The organism is Rhodococcus sp. CH91 (assembly GCF_022554085.1).
Classification (GTDB): Bacteria; Actinomycetota; Actinomycetes; order Mycobacteriales; family Mycobacteriaceae; genus Rhodococcus.
The window spans coordinates 1-18,556 of the sequence record NZ_JAKFYR010000007.1 but is presented as its reverse complement, the minus strand read 5'-3'; the positions used below and the strand labels follow the sequence as shown (position 1 = coordinate 18,556).

Here is an 18,556-nt window from a genome sequence, read left to right as displayed (position 1 = left end):
AAAAGGGATACAGATGAGTTCATCCCCACCTCTCGCCTCCGAGGGTGACATGCCCGGTCGATCCTCTGCAGCCGCTGCTGCGAAGTCCCGCCGTCAACGCAAGATGCGCCGACGCGTCACCGGAGTGCTGGTTCTCGCGCTCGGTCTGCTCAGTGCAGGCTTCATCGCCTCCGCACTGACACCTGCCCCGCAGGTGGCCACGGCCCAGGACGATCAGAGCGCTCTGATCCGTGAGGGCCAGCAGCTCTACGAGACATCCTGCGTGACCTGCCACGGTGTCAACCTCCAGGGTGTCCAGGACCGCGGTCCGAGCCTGATCGGTGTCGGCGAAGCCGCCGTCTACTTCCAGGTCTCCTCCGGCCGCATGCCGATGATGCGCAACGAGGCCCAGGCCCTGCGCAAGGAGCCGAAGTTCGACGCCGCCCAGACCGACGCGCTCGGCGCGTACATCCAGGCCAACGGCGGCGGCCCCACGGTCATCCGCGACGAGAACGGCGAGCTCGCCCAGTCGTCGCTGCGTGGCAACGACATCGGCCGCGGTTCGGAGCTCTTCCGCCAGAACTGCGCGTCGTGCCACAACTTCACCGGCCGCGGCGGCGCACTGTCGTCCGGCAAGTTCGCGCCGAACCTGGATCCGGCCAACGAGCAGCAGATCTACACCGCGATGCTCACCGGCCCCCAGAACATGCCGAAGTTCTCCGATCGTCAGCTGACGGTCGAAGAGAAGCAGGACATCATCGCGTACATCAAGTCCGCCAGTGAGACGAAGAACCCCGGAGGCTACGGGCTCGGCGGTTTCGGCCCCGCGTCCGAGGGCCCCACGATGTGGGTCATCGGCATGGTCGCCGTCGTCGGCGCTGCGCTGTGGATCGGAGCAAGGTCATGAGTGGCGGCGAAACGCCGAACAAGCACGAGATCGAGAATCTCGATCGGATGAGTCGCGACGATCTCGTCGCGCTGGGGACGAAGCTCGACGGTGTCGACGTCGCGTTCCGCAAGGAGCGGTGGCCCGTGAAGGGCACCCGCGCCGAGAAGCGGGCCGAGCGCAACGTCGCACTGTGGTTCGCTCTCGCCGGCGTGTCGGGTCTCGCGTTCATCGCGGTGTACCTCTTCTGGCCCTGGCAGTACCAGGGCCCGGGCGACCCGAACTACACCTGGTACAGCCTCTACACCCCGATGCTGGGTCTGACCCTGGGTCTGTCGATCCTCGGTATCGGCGTCGGAGCCGTCCAGTTCACCAAGAAGTTCATCCCTGAGGAGGTGTCGATCCAGGATCGGCACGACGGTCCGTCCTCGGAGGTCGATCGCAAGACGATCGTCGCCGAGCTCACCGACTCCCTCGAGACGTCGACCCTGCCCCGTCGCAAGCTGATCAAGCGCACCGCGATCTTCGGTGGCGGCGCGCTCGGCGTGGGCCTGATCATGCCGCTCGGCGGTCTGATCAAGAACCCGTGGGCCGAGGGCGACAAGTCTCCCCTGTGGACGTCGGGCTGGACGCCGCGCTACCCGGGCGAGACCATCTACCTGCGTCGCGACACCGGACGGCCCCAGGACATCGTCCTGGTCCGCCCCGAGGATCTCGATGCCGGCGGTATGGAGACGGTCTTCCCGTTCCGTGAGTCCGATCGCGGCGACGATCACGCCCTGCTCCAGAGCCTCCGTGGCGTCCGTAACGCGGTCATGCTCATCCGTCTGCGCACCGAGGACACCGAGCGCGCAGTCAAGCGCAAGGGTCAGGAGAGCTTCAACTACGGCGACTACTTCGCCTTCTCGAAGATCTGCACCCACCTCGGTTGCCCGACGTCGCTCTACGAGCAGCAGACGCACCGCATCCTGTGCCCGTGCCACCAGTCGCAGTTCGATGCACTGGAGTACGCGAAGCCGGTATTCGGTCCCGCTGCTCGCGCGCTGCCGCAGCTGCCGATTACAGTGAACGAAGAGGGCTTCCTGGTCGCCAACGGTGACTTCATCGAGGCACTCGGTCCGGCATTTTGGGAGCGTCGCCCGTGAGTACTGCAACCCCGACCCGTGCCGCACAGATCGGCGAGAATCTCGACTCTCGCTACCATCTGTCGCCCGGTATCCGTCGTCAGATCAACAAGGTCTTCCCCACCCACTGGTCGTTCCTGCTGGGTGAGATCGCGCTGTACAGCTTCGTCATCCTGTTGATCTCCGGTGTCTACCTGACACTCTTCTTCGATCCTTCGCTGGCACACGTCACCTACGACGGCGTGTACCAGCCGCTGCGCGGCGTGGGTATGTCCCGTGCCTACGAGACCACCCTGAACATCTCGTTCGAGGTTCGCGGTGGCCTGTTCGTCCGCCAGATCCACCACTGGGCAGCACTGATGTTCGCGGCGTCGATCGTCGTGCACCTGCTGCGCATCTTCTTCACGGGCGCATTCCGGCGCCCGCGTGAGGCCAACTGGGTGATCGGCTCGCTGCTGCTCATCCTCGCGATGTTCGAGGGCTTCTTCGGCTACTCGCTTCCCGACGACCTGCTCTCCGGCACGGGCCTGCGCGCCGCCTTCTCCGGTATCACGCTGAGTGTCCCGATCATCGGCACCTGGCTGCACTGGGCGATCTTCGGTGGCGACTTCCCGGGTGAGCTGATCATCCCGCGCTTCTACGTGCTGCACGTGCTGCTCGTCCCGGGCATCATCCTGGCCCTGATCGCAGCGCACCTCGCGCTGGTCTGGTACCAGAAGCACACCCAGTTCCCCGGCCCCGGCCGCACGGAGCAGAACGTCGTGGGTGTTCGCATCCTCCCGGTCTTCGCCGTCAAGTCCGGTGCGTTCTTCGCGATGACCTTCGCGGTCCTCGCGCTGATGAGCGGTCTGTTGCAGATCAACCCGGTCTGGAACATCGGCCCGTACAACCCGTCACAGGTCTCCGCTGGTTCCCAGCCCGACATCTACATGATGTGGACGGACGGTTTCGCACGTATCTGGCCGGCCTGGGAGATCTACCTGTTCGACCGGTACACCATTCCCGCCGTGTTCGCCGTGGCGCTCGCGATGGGTCTGATCTTCACGATCCTGACGATCTACCCCTGGATCGAGAAGCGCTTCACGAAGGACGACGCGCATCACAACCTGCTGCAGCGTCCGCGCGACGTTCCGGTTCGCACCTCGCTCGGCATGATGGCCCTGACCTTCTACGTGATCCTCACGTTGATGTGTGTCAACGACATCATCGCGTTCAAGTTCGACATCTCGATCAACGCGACGACGTGGATGGGCCGTATCGGCATGGTCGTCCTGCCGCCTCTCGTGTACTACATCACCTACCGGTTCTGCCTGGCTCTGCAGCGCAGCGACCGTCAGGTGCTCGAGCACGGCATCGAGACGGGCATCGTCCGTCGCCTGCCGACCGGTGAGTACATCGAGATCCACCAGCCGCTCGGCCCGGTGGACGAGCACGGACACCCGGTCCCGCTCGAGTACCAGGGTGCGGCGATCCCGAAGCGCATGAACCGCCTCGGCAGTGCCGGCAAGCCCGGCTCCGGCAGCTGGTGGAGCCCGGACCCGGCCGACGAGTCGGCCGCGCTCGAGGCCGCACACCACGAGGCCGAGCTCGAGCTGCGCAACACGCTGCGCGAGTACCAGGATCGCGTCCACGGCGACTCCGACGACTCGGACCGCCTGCCCGACAAGTCGCACTGACACCGGCGCGACGAACGGCACGCAACGGGCCCCGGACCTTCACGGTCCGGGGCCCCTTCGTCGTCGGAGCACCTCTCCCCTCCCCCGCCGGATATCCTCCGAGCTACGGCTTGACCTTGACACTATGACAAGCAGTCGAATGGTCCGCGAAGGAGGTGTCTTCCATGAACACACACCACGGATCTCCCGCTGCCGACCTCGTCGACGCGCTGGTCGCGGACGACCCGGCCGTCCGGCTTCGCGCGGCCCTCCGGATCGGTACCGTCCCGGACACCCGGCTGGTGAGGATCCTCGTCGACCGGTGCGCGGTGGAGCCGGACTTCTTCGTCCGCGACATGCTGACCTGGGCTCTGTGCCGCCACCCTGCTGAGATCACGGTCCCAGCCCTGCTCGCCGAGCTCGATTCGCCCCTCGCCCAGGCTCGTGGTCAGGCCCTGCACACGCTGTCCAAGATCGGTGAGCCCGAAGCGTGGCCCCGGGTGTTCCGGTCGCTCCACGACCCGGACGACGACGTCGCACGCAGCGCGTGGCGGGCGGCCGTCGCACTCGTACCGGCCGGGAGCGAAGACGCACTCGCCGCCGAGCTCGCCACCGAACTGGGCCGCGGGGACCACGACCGCCGGCTCGCCCTCAGCCGGGCACTGGCGGCTCTGGACGAGGCGGCCGTCCCGCTCCTGGACGCCGCCGCAGGCAGTCCCGATGCTCACGTCCGCGCTCACGCGGAGGCCACCGAGCGCCTCCGGATCGATCCCGACAGCGCGTTCACACTCTCACTCGAGGCAGCACGACGTGTCGCCGCGCTGGGACCCGACGGGAATCGGGTGGGGTGATGCTGATCGGCGAGCTCGCACGGCGGTCCGGTGTCAGCGCCCGGATGTTGAGGCACTACGACATGCTGGGACTGGTGAGCCCCACGGGACGGACGTCCGGCGGTTACCGGGAATACACCGTCGAGGACCTCCGGACGCTCTTCCATGTGGAGAGTCTCCGGAGCCTCGGGCTGTCGCTCGACGAGGTCGGACGCGCCTTGCAGGAACCCGATTTCACGCCGGCCGAGTTGGTCCGGGATCTCATCCGGCACACGCGGGCGCGGCTCGCTGCCGAGACCGAACTCCTGGCGCGTCTCGAGGACGTGCGGGCCGCCTCACCCGCAGTCTGGCAGGACGTACTGCGCATCGTCGCTCTGCTCCGGGCGTTCGAATCCGACTCCGGATCCCGCCGCCAGCAGGCCGTCCTGTCCCAGGACGAGGATGCGGCGCTGCCGGTCGCGGCGCTGGTCGAGGCGGCGCTGTCCGAGGACGATCCGTACGTAGCCGGGGCGTTGCGATGGTCGCTCGCGAGGGCCGGGGCAGCGGCCCTGCCGGGTCTGGACGCCGGTCTGTGCTCGCCCGAACCGTCCGTCCGGCGACGAGCGATCGCCGCGCTCGCGGAGATCGATCTGCCGGAGGCGACCGTACTGCTGAGGAAGGCACTCGACGACACCGACCGCAGGGCCCGGACCACCGCCGCTCTGACGCTCGGCTCCCGGGGCGTGGGTGAGGCGGTCACCGTGCTGCTCGAGATGATCGTCGACGGGCCGTCGGACGTCGAGGCGTCCGAGGTGCTGGGCCGGCTCGCCGATCGGTCGTTACCGTCCGCCGAGATCGTCCGTTCGCTGCGGCATGTGCTCGACGGGACCGCCGACGCCCCCACGCGGCTGCGTCTGACGCAGGCCCTGGCCGAGATCCCCGGTGCGGCCGCCCGCGACGCCCTCCTCGCACTGACGGACGACGCGGACCGGACGATCGCCGCGACCGCGAGCGTCATCCTCACCGGGCGCTGAGCGGCTCTCGCCCCCGAAACGCCTGCGGGCGCCACACCGTGAGGTGTGGCGCCCGCAGGCATCCGAAGAATCGGCTCAGTGCTTCTCGGGACCGATGTGGTATTCGAACACCAGACCGGCGGAGGCGCCGATGATGAGGACGACCGCGCCGGCGATCATCCACGGCTGGTAGAAGGCCAGCGCGATGGCGGCGAATGCGGCCGCACCGGCGAGCAGGATCGGCCAGTAGCTACCCGCACTGAAGAAGCCGAGGTCGCCGGCTCCGTCGCTGATCTCCGCGTCCTCGTAGTCCTCGGGACGGGTGTCGAGACGACGAGCGACGAAACGGAAGTACGTTCCGACGATCAGCGTCAGGCCCGCGGACAGGACGATGGCGGTCAGACCTGCCCACTCGATGCCTCTGTCCGAGAGGCCGGTGAACACGCCGTAGACGATGGCCACGAGCACGAAGAACACCGTCACGACTTCGAAGAGCTTGGCTTCGATCTTCATATCAGCACTTGTCCTTGTCGGTGAGAGGTGCGGCGGTCACTCGCCCGCGGCGACGGATGCCGAGCGGTCGGTGCGGTCGGTCTTGAACGGATGGGTCGAGATCGCCACCGGGCTCTGGCCGATGGCCTCGAGCGCACGGGCGTTCGACAGGCCCTCGCCGCCGTCCTCGACCGGCTTGCGGAGCTCGATGTACCGGGCGAAGTCCTCGGGGCTGACCGCGCGGACCTCGAAGTTCATCATCGCGTGGTAGGTGCCGCACATCTCGGCGCAGCGGCCGACGAAGGCGCCTTCACGCTCGATCTCGGAGATCTGGAAGACCGGATCGGAGTTGTTCTCGATCGGGTTCGGGTTCACGTCACGCTTGAACAGGAACTCCGGCACCCAGAAGGAGTGGATGACGTCGGAGGACGCGAGGTAGAACTCGATGCGCTTGCCGGTGGGCAGGACCAGCACCGGGACCTCGTTGCTGGTACCGAGCGTCTCGATCTTGTCGAAGTGCAGGTAGGAGAGGTCCTCGGCAGGCTTGCCGTGGATCTCCGCCGGGGTGGCGTGCTCGTCCTCGCCGGGCACGAACTTCTCCGGCTCCACGGCTGCCTGGGCGATCTCGTCGACGCCGTTGTAGGGCTCGCTGCCGTCCTGCAGGTCGATCGTGCGGTAGCCGAACTTCCAGTTCCACTGGAAACCGGTGACGTCGACCACGACGTTGGGGTTGTCTTCCTTGTCCAGGACGTAGTTCTGGACCACGACCGTGAAGTAGAAGAGGACACACACAGCGACGAAGGGAGCTGCGGTGTACGCCAGTTCGAGCGGCACGTTGTACGCCGTCTGACGCGGGAACTCCGGGTCGTCCTTCCGACGCCGGTACGCGATGACCACCCAGAAGGTGAGTGCCCACACGAGGATTCCCATGACGAGGGCGGCGACAACCGACCACGTCCACAGCTCACGCATACGCTCGGCCTGGGGGGTCACGCCCTCCGGCCAGCCGAAACGAAGGATTTCTTCGCTCGAGCACCCGGTCAGCACCAAGGCTGCTATGCCGAGTGATGCTGCGAGCCCGAACCGCCGAAGGATCCGACCTTGCGCCACGTTCACGCCTTCCTGATCGCCGCAATTCCACCAGGGCACACCCGGAGGGCCAGCCCAATTACTACGCAGCGTAGACCAAACCCGGCCGCTATCCATCGTCGGGGCACGAAGAAAGTGCCCGCGTGGGCGTTTCGGCCGGAAGGCGTGGGTCGTGACGTCGGTTTTTCACGAATCGGGCGTGCGGCGGCCCGCGGCACGGGCGCGCCTGCCCGGGCTCGACCGTCTGCGGCATACTTCGATAGAACCAACGCCGGACCCCGAGTGGTAGTTCCCGGTGTCATGCGCGGTGCGGTGTCCCGCGCCGGGCACCCATCGGGGTTCGTTCGTGACACCCCGACCGGAATGAGGTACCCCACGCGTGTGCGGATTGCTCGGGTTTCTGACCACTGACGGCACCAGCGACGACGCCGTCGCGAAGGTGGACTCCGCGATGCACTGCCTGCGCCATCGCGGCCCCGACGAGCACGGCACCTGGCACGACGCCGACCTCGTCTTCGGATTCAATCGCCTGTCGATCATCGACATCGCGCACTCGCACCAGCCGTTGCGCTGGGGCCCCCCGGAACATCCCGACCGCTACGCGCTGACCTTCAACGGGGAGATCTACAACTACCTGGAGTTGCGCCAGGAGCTGAGCGAGACCTTCGGCACGTCCTTCGCCACCGAGGGTGACAGCGAGACGATCGTGGCCGCCTATCACCATTGGGGTGTGCGCGCGGTCCAGCGCCTGCGGGGCATGTTCGCCTTTGCGATCTGGGACACCCTCACCCGCGAACTCTTCGTCGCCCGCGATCCCTTCGGCATCAAGCCGCTGTTCCTCGCGACCGGTAGCGGCGGCACGGCGTTCGGCAGCGAGAAGAAGAGCCTGCTCGAACTCGCCGATCTCATCGGTATCGACACCGAACTCGATCCGCGGGCCGTCGAGCACTACACGGTGCTGCAGTACGTGCCCGAGCCCGAGACACTGCACCGCCGGATCCGTCGTCTCGAGTCGGGCTGCTACGCCCGGATGCGGCCCGGTTCCGAACCCGAGATCACCCGGTACTTCCATCCGACCTTCCCGGTCCGGCCCTTCGCCGCCGGCCGGGAGCAGGATCGCTACCGGGAGATCGCCGAGGCGCTCGAGGATTCCGTCGCCAAGCACATGCGGGCCGATGTGACCGTCGGGTCGTTCCTCTCCGGTGGCATCGACTCGACTGCGATCGCCGCCCTCGCGATGCGCCACAATCCGAACCTCGTCACGTTCACGGCGGGATTCGAGCGGGAGGGCTACTCGGAGGTCGACGTCGCCGCCGAGTCGGCCGCGGCGATCGGTGCCCGGCACGTCGTGCGGGTGGTCTCCCCCAGCGAGTTCGCGGCGGCGATCCCGGAGATCGTCTGGTATCTCGACGACCCGGTCGCCGATCCCGCGCTCGTACCGCTGTGGTTCATCGCGCGCGAAGCCCGCAAGCACGTGAAGGTCGTGCTCTCCGGCGAGGGCGCCGACGAACTGTTCGGCGGCTACACCATCTACCGCGAACCGCTCTCGCTACGGCCCTTCGAGTTCCTGCCGCCCGCACTGCGTCGGGCGGCCGGGAAGCTGTCCGAGCGTATTCCCGAGGGCACCCGAGGCAAGAGCCTGCTGCATCGCGGGTCGATGACCCTCGAGGAGCGCTATTACGGCAACGCCCGCAGCTTCAACGACGCGCAGTTGCGTTCGGTGCTGCGCGAGTTCCGTCCGGAATGGACCCACCAGGACGTCACCGCCCCGATCTACGCGCAGTCGGCCGGCTGGGATCCGGTCGCCCGGATGCAACATCTCGACCTGTTCACGTGGCTGCGCGGGGACATCCTCGTCAAGGCCGACAAGATGACGATGGCGAACTCCCTCGAGCTGCGCGTGCCCTTCCTCGACTCCGAGGTCTTCCGCGTGGCCTCGCAGGTGCCGCTGGAGCAGAAGATCACGAAGCAGACGACGAAGTACGCGCTGCGCCAGGCACTCGAAGGCATCGTCCCGCCGCACGTGCTGCACCGCGCGAAGCTCGGCTTCCCCGTCCCGCTGCGGCACTGGCTCGCCGGCACCGAGCTGTTCGACTGGGCGCACGAGGTGATCGCCGAGTCCCAGACCGATCATCTGCTCGACAAGGCGGCCGTCACGAGGATGCTCGACGAGCACCGGGCCGGACCGATCGATCACAGCCGCCGGCTGTGGACGCTGCTGGTGTTCATGATCTGGCACGGCATCTTCGTCGAGAAGCGCATCGTGCCGCAGATCCAGGAGCCCGCCTATCCGGTGGAGATCTGACCGAGCACGGGAACGGCCGCGGATCCCTTCGCACGAAGAGGTCCGCGGCCGTTGCGTGTGCGGGGTGGGATGCGGGTCAGAGAACCGCCGCGATCTCGTCGGCCGCGGTCGTTCCGTAGGCGTCCGCGAGGCGCTTGAGCGCGTCGGTCCGGTCGAAGGTCCACTCCTGGGTGCCGGTGGTCTCGAGCACGTGTACCGCGACCAGCGACCCGAGCTGCGCGGCGCGTTCGACGCTCAGGCCCGAGCGGTGCCCGAGCAGGAAACCGGCACGGAAGGCGTCGCCGACGCCGGTGGGGTCGACCTTGGCCCGCTCGGGCACGACGCCGACCTGGACCCAGTTGCCGTCGCGGTCGACGATCTTCGCGCCGTTCCCACCCAGGGTGGTGATGCGCATCCCGACCTTCGCGCGGATCTCGTCCTCGGTCAGGCCGGTCTTCTGCTGCAGCAGGCCCCACTCGTATTCGTTGGTGAACAGATATTCGGCGCCGTCGATGAGTTCTTCGGCCTCCTTGCCGCTCAGGCGCGCGAGCTGCTGGGAGGGGTCCGCCACGAACGGGATGCCCAGACGACGGCACTCGGCGGTGTGGCGGATCATCGCGTCGGGGTCGTTGGCGCCGACCAGCACGAGATCGACCCCGTGCGTCCGTACGACATCGGCGATGGAGATCTCACGTGCCTCCGACATCGCGCCGGGATAGAACGAGGCGATCTGCGCCATGTCCACGTCGGTGGTGCACACGAAGCGCGCGGTGTGGGCGGTCTGCGAGACGCGGACCGCGGTGCAGTCGACCCCGTGGTTCTCGAGCCACGTCCGGTACTCGGCGAAGTCTGCGCCGACGGCACCGACGAGCACCGGCGTTCCTCCGAGGACGCCCATTGCGAACGCGATGTTGCCTCCCACCCCGCCGCGACGGACGACGAGGTCGTCGACGAGGAAGCTCAGGGAGATGTGCGAGAGCTGGTCGGCGAGCAGTTGCTCGGCGAACCTGCCCGGGAAGCGCATGAGGTGGTCGGTGGCGATGGAACCGGTCACGGCGATGGTCACGTGGCTGAGCCTTTCCGCGGATGTCGTCTGGGTGTGGCTGCTCACACGGAGAGCCGTAGCGGTCCCACGGTACTACCGCGAATACGACAGGACCCCGGTGCCGTCGGGCACCGGGGTCCTGTCGCGCGTCCTCAGTTGAACGAGTCGCCGCAGGCGCACGACCCCGTAGCGTTCGGGTTGTCGATGGTGAAGCCCTGCTTCTCGATGGTGTCGACGAAGTCGATCGACGCACCTTCGACGTACGGCGCGCTCATCCGGTCGACGGCGAGCGTCACACCGGCGAAGTCCTTGGTGAGGTCTCCGTCCAGCGTGCGATCGTCGAAGAACAGCTGATACCGCAGACCGGCGCACCCGCCGGGCTGAACGGCGATACGCAGTGCCAGATCGTCACGGCCCTCCTGATCGAGCAGTGCCTTCGCCTTGGCAGCGGCGGCCTCGGTCAGAATGACGCCGTGAGTCTCGGTCTCTTGCTGCACAGTCATGGGCGCTCCCTGTCGTTCGTGTCGAAACCCGTTGGTTCAACGGTACCGCGCCGGAATCTATTCCTCGTGGACGAGTCACGACGAGCGTGGTATGGCACACGGATTTCCCGCTGGCATCCACTATCCCATAGCCTGGTGGGGTGAAGTTGCTACGCCGCGGTGGTTCCGACGACTCTGCCGATCACAAGGTTCCTGCGCCCGAGGCTTCCCCGGCCGAGGTGCCCGACCAGCCTGCGCCCAAGGTGACGGTCGGCAAGGGACGGCCCACGCCCAAGCGGCGCGACGCGGAGGGCCGCCGACGCGGACCCGTGGCTCCGGCACCCACAACGGCCAAGGAGGCCCGCGAACGGCGTAAGGCCGCCCGCAAGTCGCAGTCCAAGGAGGAGCGCAAGGTCGCGGCCGCGAAGCGGCGTGCCGACGCCGCCGAGCGTCGCAACCGGATGCTGGCGGGTGAGGAGAAGTATCTGCTCCCCCGCGACCGCGGTCCGGTCCGCGCCTACGTGCGTGATCTCGTCGACAGCCGCCGCAATCTCGTCGGCCTGTTCATGCCGCTCGCGCTGGTGCTCATCATGTCGATGTTCCTCGGCCCGGTGGTACAGCAGTACATCACTCTCGCGATGTTCGTGATGATGCTCCTGATGGTCATCGAGGGCATCTATCTCGGACGTCTGGTGAACAAGAAGGTGCGTCAGCGCTTCCCGGATTCGACGGACGGCGGCTTCGGTCTGGGCTGGTACGCATTCGTGCGCGCCTCGCAGATCAAGAAGCTGCGCGCGCCGCTGCCCCGGGTGGGCCCGGGCGACGCCGTCTGATCTCCGCCCCCTCGGGCAGCTCGGGTTGCGGCAACCGGTGCTGCGCAGCTCAGTGGTGAGGCGCTCCGCACGCGACCGGCGGTAATCGCCTGATCTCGGCCGCGGCCTGCATGTCCTGCGACATGTCGTGCCGCGGCCGAGTCGTATCCGCAGGCCGTTCCCAGTGCAGGCGCCAGTACGCGCGCCTGATCCAGGCGGGTGCGGGACGCGCGCGCCGGCGCAGGACCTCGGGAACCAGGACGAGGGTGGACAGGACCCCGGCGGTGACGAAGAGTTCGATCATGTCCTGATCTTCCGTGGGTCCGTTAGGTACCGAAAGTGGCAGTGATGACATATGACGTCGAATTCCTGCCAGCATCGGTCGATTGATAGCGTCGCACCGTGAAGATCCGTCCGAGAGGTGACCTGTGACCAGCGGTTCCGAATCCCCCGCCGACATCGAGTTCCCCCGCGTCGACACACCCGATCTCGAAGCGCGTGTCCGCGCCGAGGAACGCCAGCGGGATCTGACGAAACCCGCCGGGTCGCTCGGCCGCCTCGAGGAACTCGGGTGCTGGGTCGCCGCCTGCCAGGGCGAAGTCCCGCCGCATCCCTTCCGGCGACCCCGCGTCGTCGTCTTCGCCGGCGACCACGGTGTCGCCCGGGGCGGCGTGTCGGCCTACCCGCCGGAGGTCACCGCGCAGATGGTTGCGAATCTCTCCGCGGGAGGCGCCGCCGTGAACGTACTCGCGGAGGCAGCCGGCGCGGGGGTACGGGTCGTGGACATGGCGGTCGAGAGCGACACCTCCCCGGAGGTCTCCGGATACAAGATCCGGCGATCGAGCGGAAGCATCGACCGCGAGGACGCCCTCACCCACGAGGAGACCGTGCGGGCGATCGAGGCGGGCCGCGCACTCGCCGACCGGGAGGTCGACGAAGGGGCCGACCTGCTCGTCGCGGGTGATATGGGAATCGGGAACACCACTCCCGCAACCGTTCTCATCGCGACGCTCACCTCCACCGAGCCGGTGGCCGCGGTCGGGCGCGGCACCGGCGTGGACGATGCCGGATGGATGCGCAAGGTCACTGCGATCCGCGACGCCATGCGACGCGCCCGGCCGCAGGTACGGAATCCCGTCGCGTTGCTCCGCGTCGCCGGGGGCGCGGATTTCGCGGCGATGGCCGGTTTCCTCGCACAGGCCGCGGTCCGCCGCACACCCGTGATCCTCGACGGGGTGGTCGTCACGGCCGCTGCGATGGTCGCGGAAGAACTCGCGCCGGGCGCGGCGCGGTGGTGGGTGGCGGGTCACCGTTCCGCCGAGCCCGCCCATACCATCGCCCTCCGCCACCTCCGGCTCGAGCCGATCGTCGACCTGGGCATGCGTCTGGGCGAAGGGTCGGGTGCGGTGACCGCACTGCCCGTACTGCAGGGGGCGGTGTCGATCCTCGCCCGGATGGCGACCTTCTCCGAGGCGGGCGTGAGCACCCGGGACGAGGCCACCCCGGCCGTCACCGACTGATGCTGCGCCGCTGGGCCGAGGGCATCGCACTGGCACTGTCGTGGCTGACGGTCCTTCCCGTCCGGGGCCCGGCCGAGATCGACCGGACGGTCGCGGGACGAGCGATCACTGCGGCCCCGATCGCCGGGGCGGTGCTCGCGGCCGTGGCGGTGGGAACCTGCGCGCTCGCGGTCGCCGCAGGGTCTCCTCCCCTGGTCACGGGCTTGTTGTGCGCCGGGGCCCTGATCGTGGGCACCCGGGGGATGCACGTCGACGGACTGAGCGACACCGCAGACGGTCTCGGTTGTTACGGTCCGCCGGAACGCGCACGCGAGGTGATGCACAGCGGCGGCGCCGGACCGTTCGGAGTTGCCGCGCTCGTCGTCGTGATCGGCCTGCAGGCCGCCTCCTTCGGGGCGCTCGCCGAGGCCCACGCATGGTGGGCCGTCGGCTTCGCGGTCTTCACCGGCCGGGTGGCGGTGGTCGCAGTCTGCCGGCGGGGAGTTCCTGCCGCGCCGGGGAGCGGCTTCGGCGCGCTCGTGTCCGGCACCCAGGGCGTCGCGCCGATCGCTCTGTGGTCGCTGGCGGCGGCGGCTGCGGCGGTGATATGCCTGCCCGGCCCGGCCTGGTCCGGACCCCTCGTGCTCGCGGTGGTGCTCGGCACCGCCGTGAGATTCGCCCGTCACTGCGCGACACGTTTCGGAGGTATGAACGGCGACGTGCTCGGCGCCGTGTCGGAAGGCGTGGCCACCGCGGTCGCGGTGGCGGCCGCGATCCTGCTCTGAGAGCCTCGTGAACGCGGTGCGGGGTGCTACCGATCCGGTAGCACCCCGCACCGCGAGTCCGGAAGCCCGACCTACTTGCGCAGCGTGGTCATCCAGCCGTGGGTGTCGGCGAAGGTGCCGCGCTGGATACCCGTGAGGGTGTCGCGCAGCGCCATCGTGATCGGGCCGGGCTCGCCGTCCGCGATCGTGAACTCGCCGTCCTTGTCCTTGACGCTGCCGACCGGCGTGATGACCGCGGCCGTGCCGCACGCGAACACCTCGGTGATCTCCCCGCTGGTGGCCTTCTCGCGCCACTCGTCGGTGCTGATGCGTCGCTCCTCCACCACGAGACCGGAGTCCTTGGCGAGTGTGAGCAGCGAATCCCGGGTGATGCCCGGGAGCAGCGAGCCGGACAGCTCGGGCGTGACGAGACGGGCGTCGGCACCGGACCCGTACACGAAGTACAGGTTCATGCCGCCCATCTCCTCGACGTACTTCCGTTCGTGGGCGTCGAGCCACACGACCTGGTCGCAGCCCTGCTCGGCGGCGTGCGCCTGCGCGACGAGCGAGGCTGCGTAGTTGCCGGCGAACTTCGCCGCGCCGGTCCCCCCGGGAGACGCGCGCACGTACTCGCGCGAGAGCCACACGTGGACCGGCCGCACCCCGCGCGGGAAGTAGGCACCCGCCGGAGACCCGATGACCAGGAACTTGTACTCCTTCGCGGGCCGCACCCCGAGCGCGGGCTCGGTCGCGAAGGTGAACGGACGCAGGTACAGCGACTCCTCGCCACCCGCCGCCGGAACCCACTCGTGATCCGCCTCGACCAGCTCGGTGATCGCGCGGACGAACAGTTCCGGCGGCAGGTACGGCATGGCGATGCGCTCGGCCGAACGGTTCATCCGGGCCGCGTTGGCCGTCGGACGGAAGGAGGCGATGCTTCCGTCGGCCTGACGGTAGGCCTTGAGTCCTTCGAAGATGGCCTGACCGTAGTGGAGGACCATCGCGGCCGGATCGAGCGAGATCGGGGCGTACGGCTCGACCTTCGCGTCGTGCCAGCCGATCCCGTCGGTGTAGGTGATCGACACCATGTGATCGGTGAAGTGCTGCCCGAAGCCCGGATTCGACAGAATCTCCTGTCGCCGCTCCACCGAGATCGGTGAGGGATGCTGGACGCGGGCGAATTCGAGGACACCTGTCATGGACGACAATGCTACAACCGCCCTCGAAAGCCCTATCTCGTGTGGTCCTCGACGAACGGCGGCGCGACCACCTCGGCGCGCAGAGATCGTCCACGCACGTCCACGCTCACTTCGTCGCCGGGTTCGAGACCCGCCGCCGTGTCGAGGAGAGCGAGAGCGATACCGACCTTGAGGGTCGGCGAGAAGGTGCCCGAGGTGGTCCGCCCGACGGCGGCACCGTCGTGCAGCACCGTCAGATCCTGCCGGAGGACACCCCGGTCGAGAGCCCGCAGTCCCCACAGTTTCCGCGCGGGACCTGCGTCCTTCTCGCGGAGCAGGGCGTCGCGACCCCAGAATTGCGGCTTCTTCCAGCCCACCGCCCAGCCGCAGCGGGCCTGGAGCGGGGAGATGTCCACCGACAGCTCGTGTCCGTGCAGGGCGTAGCCCATCTCGGTGCGCAGTGTGTCGCGGGCACCGAGGCCTGCGACCTGACCGCCCTGTGCGCGGACGCCGTCGAGCAGAGCGCGGAAGGTGCGTTCTGCGTCGTCCCAGCGAGGCAGAACCTCGTAGCCGTGCTCGCCGGTGTATCCGCTCCGGCACACCCGCACGGGCGCGCCCTCGTACTCGGCGTCGACGAACGCCATGTACTCGATGTCGGTGGGCAGGCCGAGGGCCGAGAGGACGTCGGCGGACTTCGGCCCCTGGACGGCGAGCACCGCGTAGTCCCGATGCAGGTTCGTCACTGTGACGCCGGACGGTGCTGCCGCGGACAGCGCATCGACCACGGCCGCAGTGTTGGCGGCATTGGGAACGAGGAAGAGTTCGTCGTCGGAGACGTAGTAGACGATGAGGTCGTCGACCACGCCGCCGCCTTCCGTGCAGCACAGGGTGTACTGCGCTTTCCCGGGACCGATCCGGGTGAGGTCGTTGCTCAGCGTCGTGTTCAGGAACTCCGCCGCGCCGGGACCGGAGACGAGCGCCTTGCCGAGGTGACTGACGTCGAACAGGCCCACCGCCTGGCGCACGGCGGTGTGTTCGGCGACCGTCCCCGCATACGAGACGGGCATCTCCCAGCCGCCGAAGGGAGCGAAGGTCGCGCCGAGCTCGGTGTGTACGGCGTGGATGGGCCCCTGCTGCAGTTCCTCGTCGCTCATGGCGTACGACGCTATCCCACAGAAGCGACGTCCGCCGTACCGGTCACTAGGGTCGTTAGCATCGGGGCGATCCAGCCTCGACCCGACGAACATCTACGGGAACGGCCCGGTCGTTCCCGGCCGATTCCCTTTCCGATCGAACTCCGAGGAGACGCCCATGAGTGCCCCCAGTCCCGATCTTCCCGAACTCGTCCTCGCCGGTTCGGTATCCCCCCGCGCCGAGGTGCTCGTGATCGGGCTGACCTCGTCCGACGGTTCCCCCGAGATCCTCGCCGGCGATGCGCCCGTCGACGAAGCGGTTCTCGGCGAATTGCTCGATGCCGTGGTCGCGGTGGGCGCCACCGGCCGGAGCGAGGAACTCACTCGCGTGCCCGCACCCGCCGCGCTGCCGGTGTCGAGCGTGCTCGCGGTCGGTCTCGGCGCCGCCGACAAGATCGACGCGGAGCAGGTCCGCCGTTCCGCAGGTGTCGCCGCGCGGGCGCTGACGGGCGTGGGCACGATCGCGACGACCCTGTCGGCCGTCGATCTCGCTGCCGCCGCCGAGGGTTTCGCTCTCGGCGCGTACACCTTCACCGAGTTCCGCTCGGAGAAGTCCGCACCGAAGGACGACGCCCGGCCCGTCTCGCGGGTCGAACTGCTCGTCGCGTCCCCGCGCAGTCGTGCCACCAAGGCCGAGCTCGCCCGCGCCACGGCGATCGCCGAAGCGGTCGCCACGGCCCGCGATTTCGTCAACACCCCGCCCAGCCACCTCTATCCGGCCGAGTTCGCCGCGCGAGCCAAGGCTCTCGGTGAGGCGGCCGGCCTGAAGGTCGAGATCCTCGACGAGAAGGCGCTCGAGAAGAAGGGTTTCGGCGGCATCGTCGGTGTCGGCAAGGGATCGTCGCGTCCCCCGCGTCTCGTGCGGCTGTCGTACTCGCCGAAGAAGCGCAAGGCCCCGAAGATCGCACTGGTGGGCAAGGGCATCACGTTCGACACCGGCGGCATCTCGATCAAGCCCGCGGCGGGGATGGAGGCGATGACCTCCGACATGGCCGGTGCGGCCGCGGTCGTCGCGACCGTCGTGCTGGCCGCGAAGCTCGGGGTCGCCGCCGACGTCACCGCCACGGTGCCGATGGCCGAGAACATGCCGTCGTCCACCGCGCAGCGGCCCGGTGACGTGCTGACCCAGTACGGCGGCACCACCGTCGAAGTCATCAACACCGACGCGGAGGGTCGTCTGATCCTCGCCGACGCGATCGTGCGCGCCTGCGAGGACGATCCCGACTACCTCATCGACACCGCCACTCTCACCGGCGCGCAGATGGTCGCGCTGGGCACGCGGACCCCCGGCGTCATGGGGCACGACGAGTTCCGCGATCGCGTCGCCGCCCTCTCGCAGGAGGTCGGCGAGAACGGCTGGCCGATGCCCTTCCCGAAGGAACTGCGCGGGGACCTCGAATCGCGCGTGGCAGATCTCGCGAACGTCACCCCGCATCGCTGGGGTGGCATGTTGGCAGCGGGCATCTTCCTGAAGGAGTTCGTCGCCGACGGCGTGCAGTGGGCCCACATCGACATCGCCGGCCCGGCCTTCAACACCGGCGGCCCGTTCGGCTATGTCGGCAAGGGCGGCACCGGTGTACCCGTCCGGACGATGCTCGCCGTCATCGAGGACGTCGCCGAACGCGGATGACACCGCCCGGGTCCTCTCCGTCCAGCGGGACGGAGAGGACCCGCGTGTTCGAATCCGCCGCGATGCCCGACGTGAGCTGATCCGGCCCTCCCCGAACGTCCCCGCAAGATGGGTGCAAGGATGGGTGCGGCCATGCCTCGCCGGTATCGGCCGGACCGAACACGTGAACCAGCCGCACGGGGTTCCCGCCCCGCGCACAATGGTCAACGACCACACAATGGTCGGCGACCACGAGTCGGTACAACTCAACACACACGAACACAACCGTCGAGGAGTCAACAGACATGGCCTTCTCCGTCCAGATGCCAGCGCTTGGTGAGAGCGTCACCGAGGGAACTGTCACGCGATGGCTCAAGCAGGAAGGAGACACGGTCGAAGTCGACGAGCCCCTGCTCGAAGTCTCCACGGACAAGGTCGACACCGAAATCCCTTCGCCCGCCGCCGGCGTGCTGGTCAAGATCGTCGCCCAGGAAGACGACACGGTCGAGATCGGTGGCGAACTGGCCCTGATCGGTGACGCCGACGAGGCTTCCGGTGAGGGTTCCGCTCCCGCATCCGAGGAAGCACCCGCCGAGGAGGCGCCCGCAGAGGAAGCTCCGGCCGAGGAGGAGGCCGCACCGGC

Annotated in this window: 18 protein-coding genes; 11 read left to right on the top strand and 7 right to left on the bottom strand. The window is 68.3% G+C overall.

The features are described 5' to 3' along the window. Positions 1–49 precede the first annotated feature (49 nt). The 5 genes from qcrC (at position 50) to MOM01_RS14540 (ending at position 5,487) form a co-directional block, all read left to right on the top strand. Positions 50–886: a cytochrome bc1 complex diheme cytochrome c subunit gene (gene qcrC / locus MOM01_RS14560; protein WP_241386350.1), complete on the top strand. Its 837-nt coding sequence runs from the start codon at positions 50–52 to the stop codon at positions 884–886. Then, positions 883–2,010, top strand: a complete 1,128-nt coding sequence (gene qcrA, locus MOM01_RS14555; RefSeq protein WP_241386142.1) for a cytochrome bc1 complex Rieske iron-sulfur subunit — start codon at positions 883–885, stop codon at positions 2,008–2,010. Before qcrC ends, qcrA begins: the two co-directional genes overlap by 4 nt. Further along, positions 2,007–3,665, top strand: coding sequence for a cytochrome bc1 complex cytochrome b subunit (gene qcrB / locus MOM01_RS14550; RefSeq protein ID WP_241386141.1), 1,659 nt, complete (start codon positions 2,007–2,009; stop codon positions 3,663–3,665). The genes qcrA and qcrB overlap by 4 nt, the downstream gene beginning before the upstream one ends. Positions 3,666–3,829: 164 nt before the next feature. After that, positions 3,830–4,495 (top strand): HEAT repeat domain-containing protein, encoded by a 666-nt coding sequence (locus MOM01_RS14545; protein WP_241386140.1) that lies wholly within the window; start codon positions 3,830–3,832, stop codon positions 4,493–4,495. Next, a complete protein-coding gene (locus MOM01_RS14540) occupies positions 4,495–5,487 on the top strand; it encodes a HEAT repeat domain-containing protein (protein ID WP_241386139.1) in 993 nt (330 codons plus the stop codon). Before MOM01_RS14545 ends, MOM01_RS14540 begins: the two co-directional genes overlap by 1 nt. 75 nt (positions 5,488–5,562) lie before the next feature. Here the strand turns inward: MOM01_RS14540 and MOM01_RS14535 are convergent, their stop codons facing one another. Together MOM01_RS14535 and ctaC are read right to left on the bottom strand one after the other, a co-directional pair. Further along, positions 5,563–5,979: a cytochrome c oxidase subunit 4 gene (locus MOM01_RS14535; RefSeq protein ID WP_241386138.1), complete on the bottom strand. Its 417-nt coding sequence runs from the start codon at positions 5,977–5,979 to the stop codon at positions 5,563–5,565. A 36-nt stretch (positions 5,980–6,015) separates the two neighbouring features. Continuing rightward, entirely contained in the window at positions 6,016–7,074 is a 1,059-nt protein-coding gene (gene ctaC, locus MOM01_RS14530) for an aa3-type cytochrome oxidase subunit II (RefSeq protein ID WP_241386137.1), read from the bottom strand. Positions 7,075–7,426: 352 nt separating this feature from the next. Between ctaC and asnB the strand changes: the two genes are divergently transcribed. Next, a complete protein-coding gene (asnB, locus tag MOM01_RS14525) occupies positions 7,427–9,352 on the top strand; it encodes an asparagine synthase (glutamine-hydrolyzing) (protein WP_241386136.1) in 1,926 nt (641 codons plus the stop codon). A 76-nt stretch (positions 9,353–9,428) separates the two neighbouring features. On the opposite strand, the gene MOM01_RS14520 is transcribed toward asnB, so the two are convergent. Together MOM01_RS14520 and MOM01_RS14515 are read right to left on the bottom strand one after the other, a co-directional pair. Beyond that, a complete protein-coding gene (locus MOM01_RS14520) occupies positions 9,429–10,397 on the bottom strand; it encodes a carbohydrate kinase family protein (RefSeq protein ID WP_241386135.1) in 969 nt (322 codons plus the stop codon). Positions 10,398–10,528: 131 nt separating this feature from the next. Beyond that, complete coding sequence (locus MOM01_RS14515) at positions 10,529–10,879, bottom strand: HesB/IscA family protein (RefSeq protein WP_241386134.1); 351 nt, start codon at positions 10,877–10,879, stop codon at positions 10,529–10,531. Positions 10,880–11,019: 140 nt separating this feature from the next. On the opposite strand from MOM01_RS14515, the gene MOM01_RS14510 reads away from it, so the two are divergent. After that, the gene (locus MOM01_RS14510) at positions 11,020–11,691 is read left to right on the top strand and encodes a DUF3043 domain-containing protein (RefSeq protein ID WP_241386133.1); all 672 of its coding nucleotides are present in this window, start codon (positions 11,020–11,022) and stop codon (positions 11,689–11,691) included. 49 nt (positions 11,692–11,740) lie between these two features. Here MOM01_RS14510 and MOM01_RS14505 read toward each other — a convergent pair whose 3' ends face one another. Continuing rightward, positions 11,741–11,974 (bottom strand): hypothetical protein, encoded by a 234-nt coding sequence (locus MOM01_RS14505; protein WP_241386132.1) that lies wholly within the window; start codon positions 11,972–11,974, stop codon positions 11,741–11,743. A gap of 124 nt (positions 11,975–12,098) precedes the next feature. On the opposite strand from MOM01_RS14505, the gene cobT reads away from it, so the two are divergent. Both cobT and MOM01_RS14495 read left to right on the top strand, forming a co-directional pair. Continuing rightward, complete coding sequence (gene cobT, locus MOM01_RS14500; RefSeq protein WP_241386131.1) at positions 12,099–13,190, top strand: nicotinate-nucleotide--dimethylbenzimidazole phosphoribosyltransferase; 1,092 nt, start codon at positions 12,099–12,101, stop codon at positions 13,188–13,190. Further along, entirely contained in the window at positions 13,190–13,954 is a 765-nt protein-coding gene (locus tag MOM01_RS14495) for an adenosylcobinamide-GDP ribazoletransferase (RefSeq protein WP_241386130.1), read from the top strand. Before cobT ends, MOM01_RS14495 begins: the two co-directional genes overlap by 1 nt. Before the next feature lie 71 nt (positions 13,955–14,025). Here MOM01_RS14495 and MOM01_RS14490 read toward each other — a convergent pair whose 3' ends face one another. Together MOM01_RS14490 and gcvT are read right to left on the bottom strand one after the other, a co-directional pair. Further along, complete coding sequence (locus MOM01_RS14490) at positions 14,026–15,132, bottom strand: branched-chain amino acid aminotransferase (protein ID WP_241386129.1); 1,107 nt, start codon at positions 15,130–15,132, stop codon at positions 14,026–14,028. 32 nt (positions 15,133–15,164) lie between these two features. Then, positions 15,165–16,265, bottom strand: a complete 1,101-nt coding sequence (gene gcvT / locus MOM01_RS14485) for a glycine cleavage system aminomethyltransferase GcvT (RefSeq protein WP_241386128.1) — start codon at positions 16,263–16,265, stop codon at positions 15,165–15,167. Between the two features lie 157 nt (positions 16,266–16,422). Between gcvT and MOM01_RS14480 the strand changes: the two genes are divergently transcribed. Both MOM01_RS14480 and MOM01_RS14475 read left to right on the top strand, forming a co-directional pair. Then, on the top strand, positions 16,423–17,934 hold the full coding sequence (locus tag MOM01_RS14480; protein WP_241386127.1) for a leucyl aminopeptidase: 1,512 nt from the start codon (positions 16,423–16,425) through the stop codon (positions 17,932–17,934). A 284-nt stretch (positions 17,935–18,218) separates the two neighbouring features. After that, positions 18,219–18,556: biotin/lipoyl-containing protein (locus MOM01_RS14475; protein ID WP_308196991.1), on the top strand; the 338-nt coding region annotated here is incomplete at its 3' end.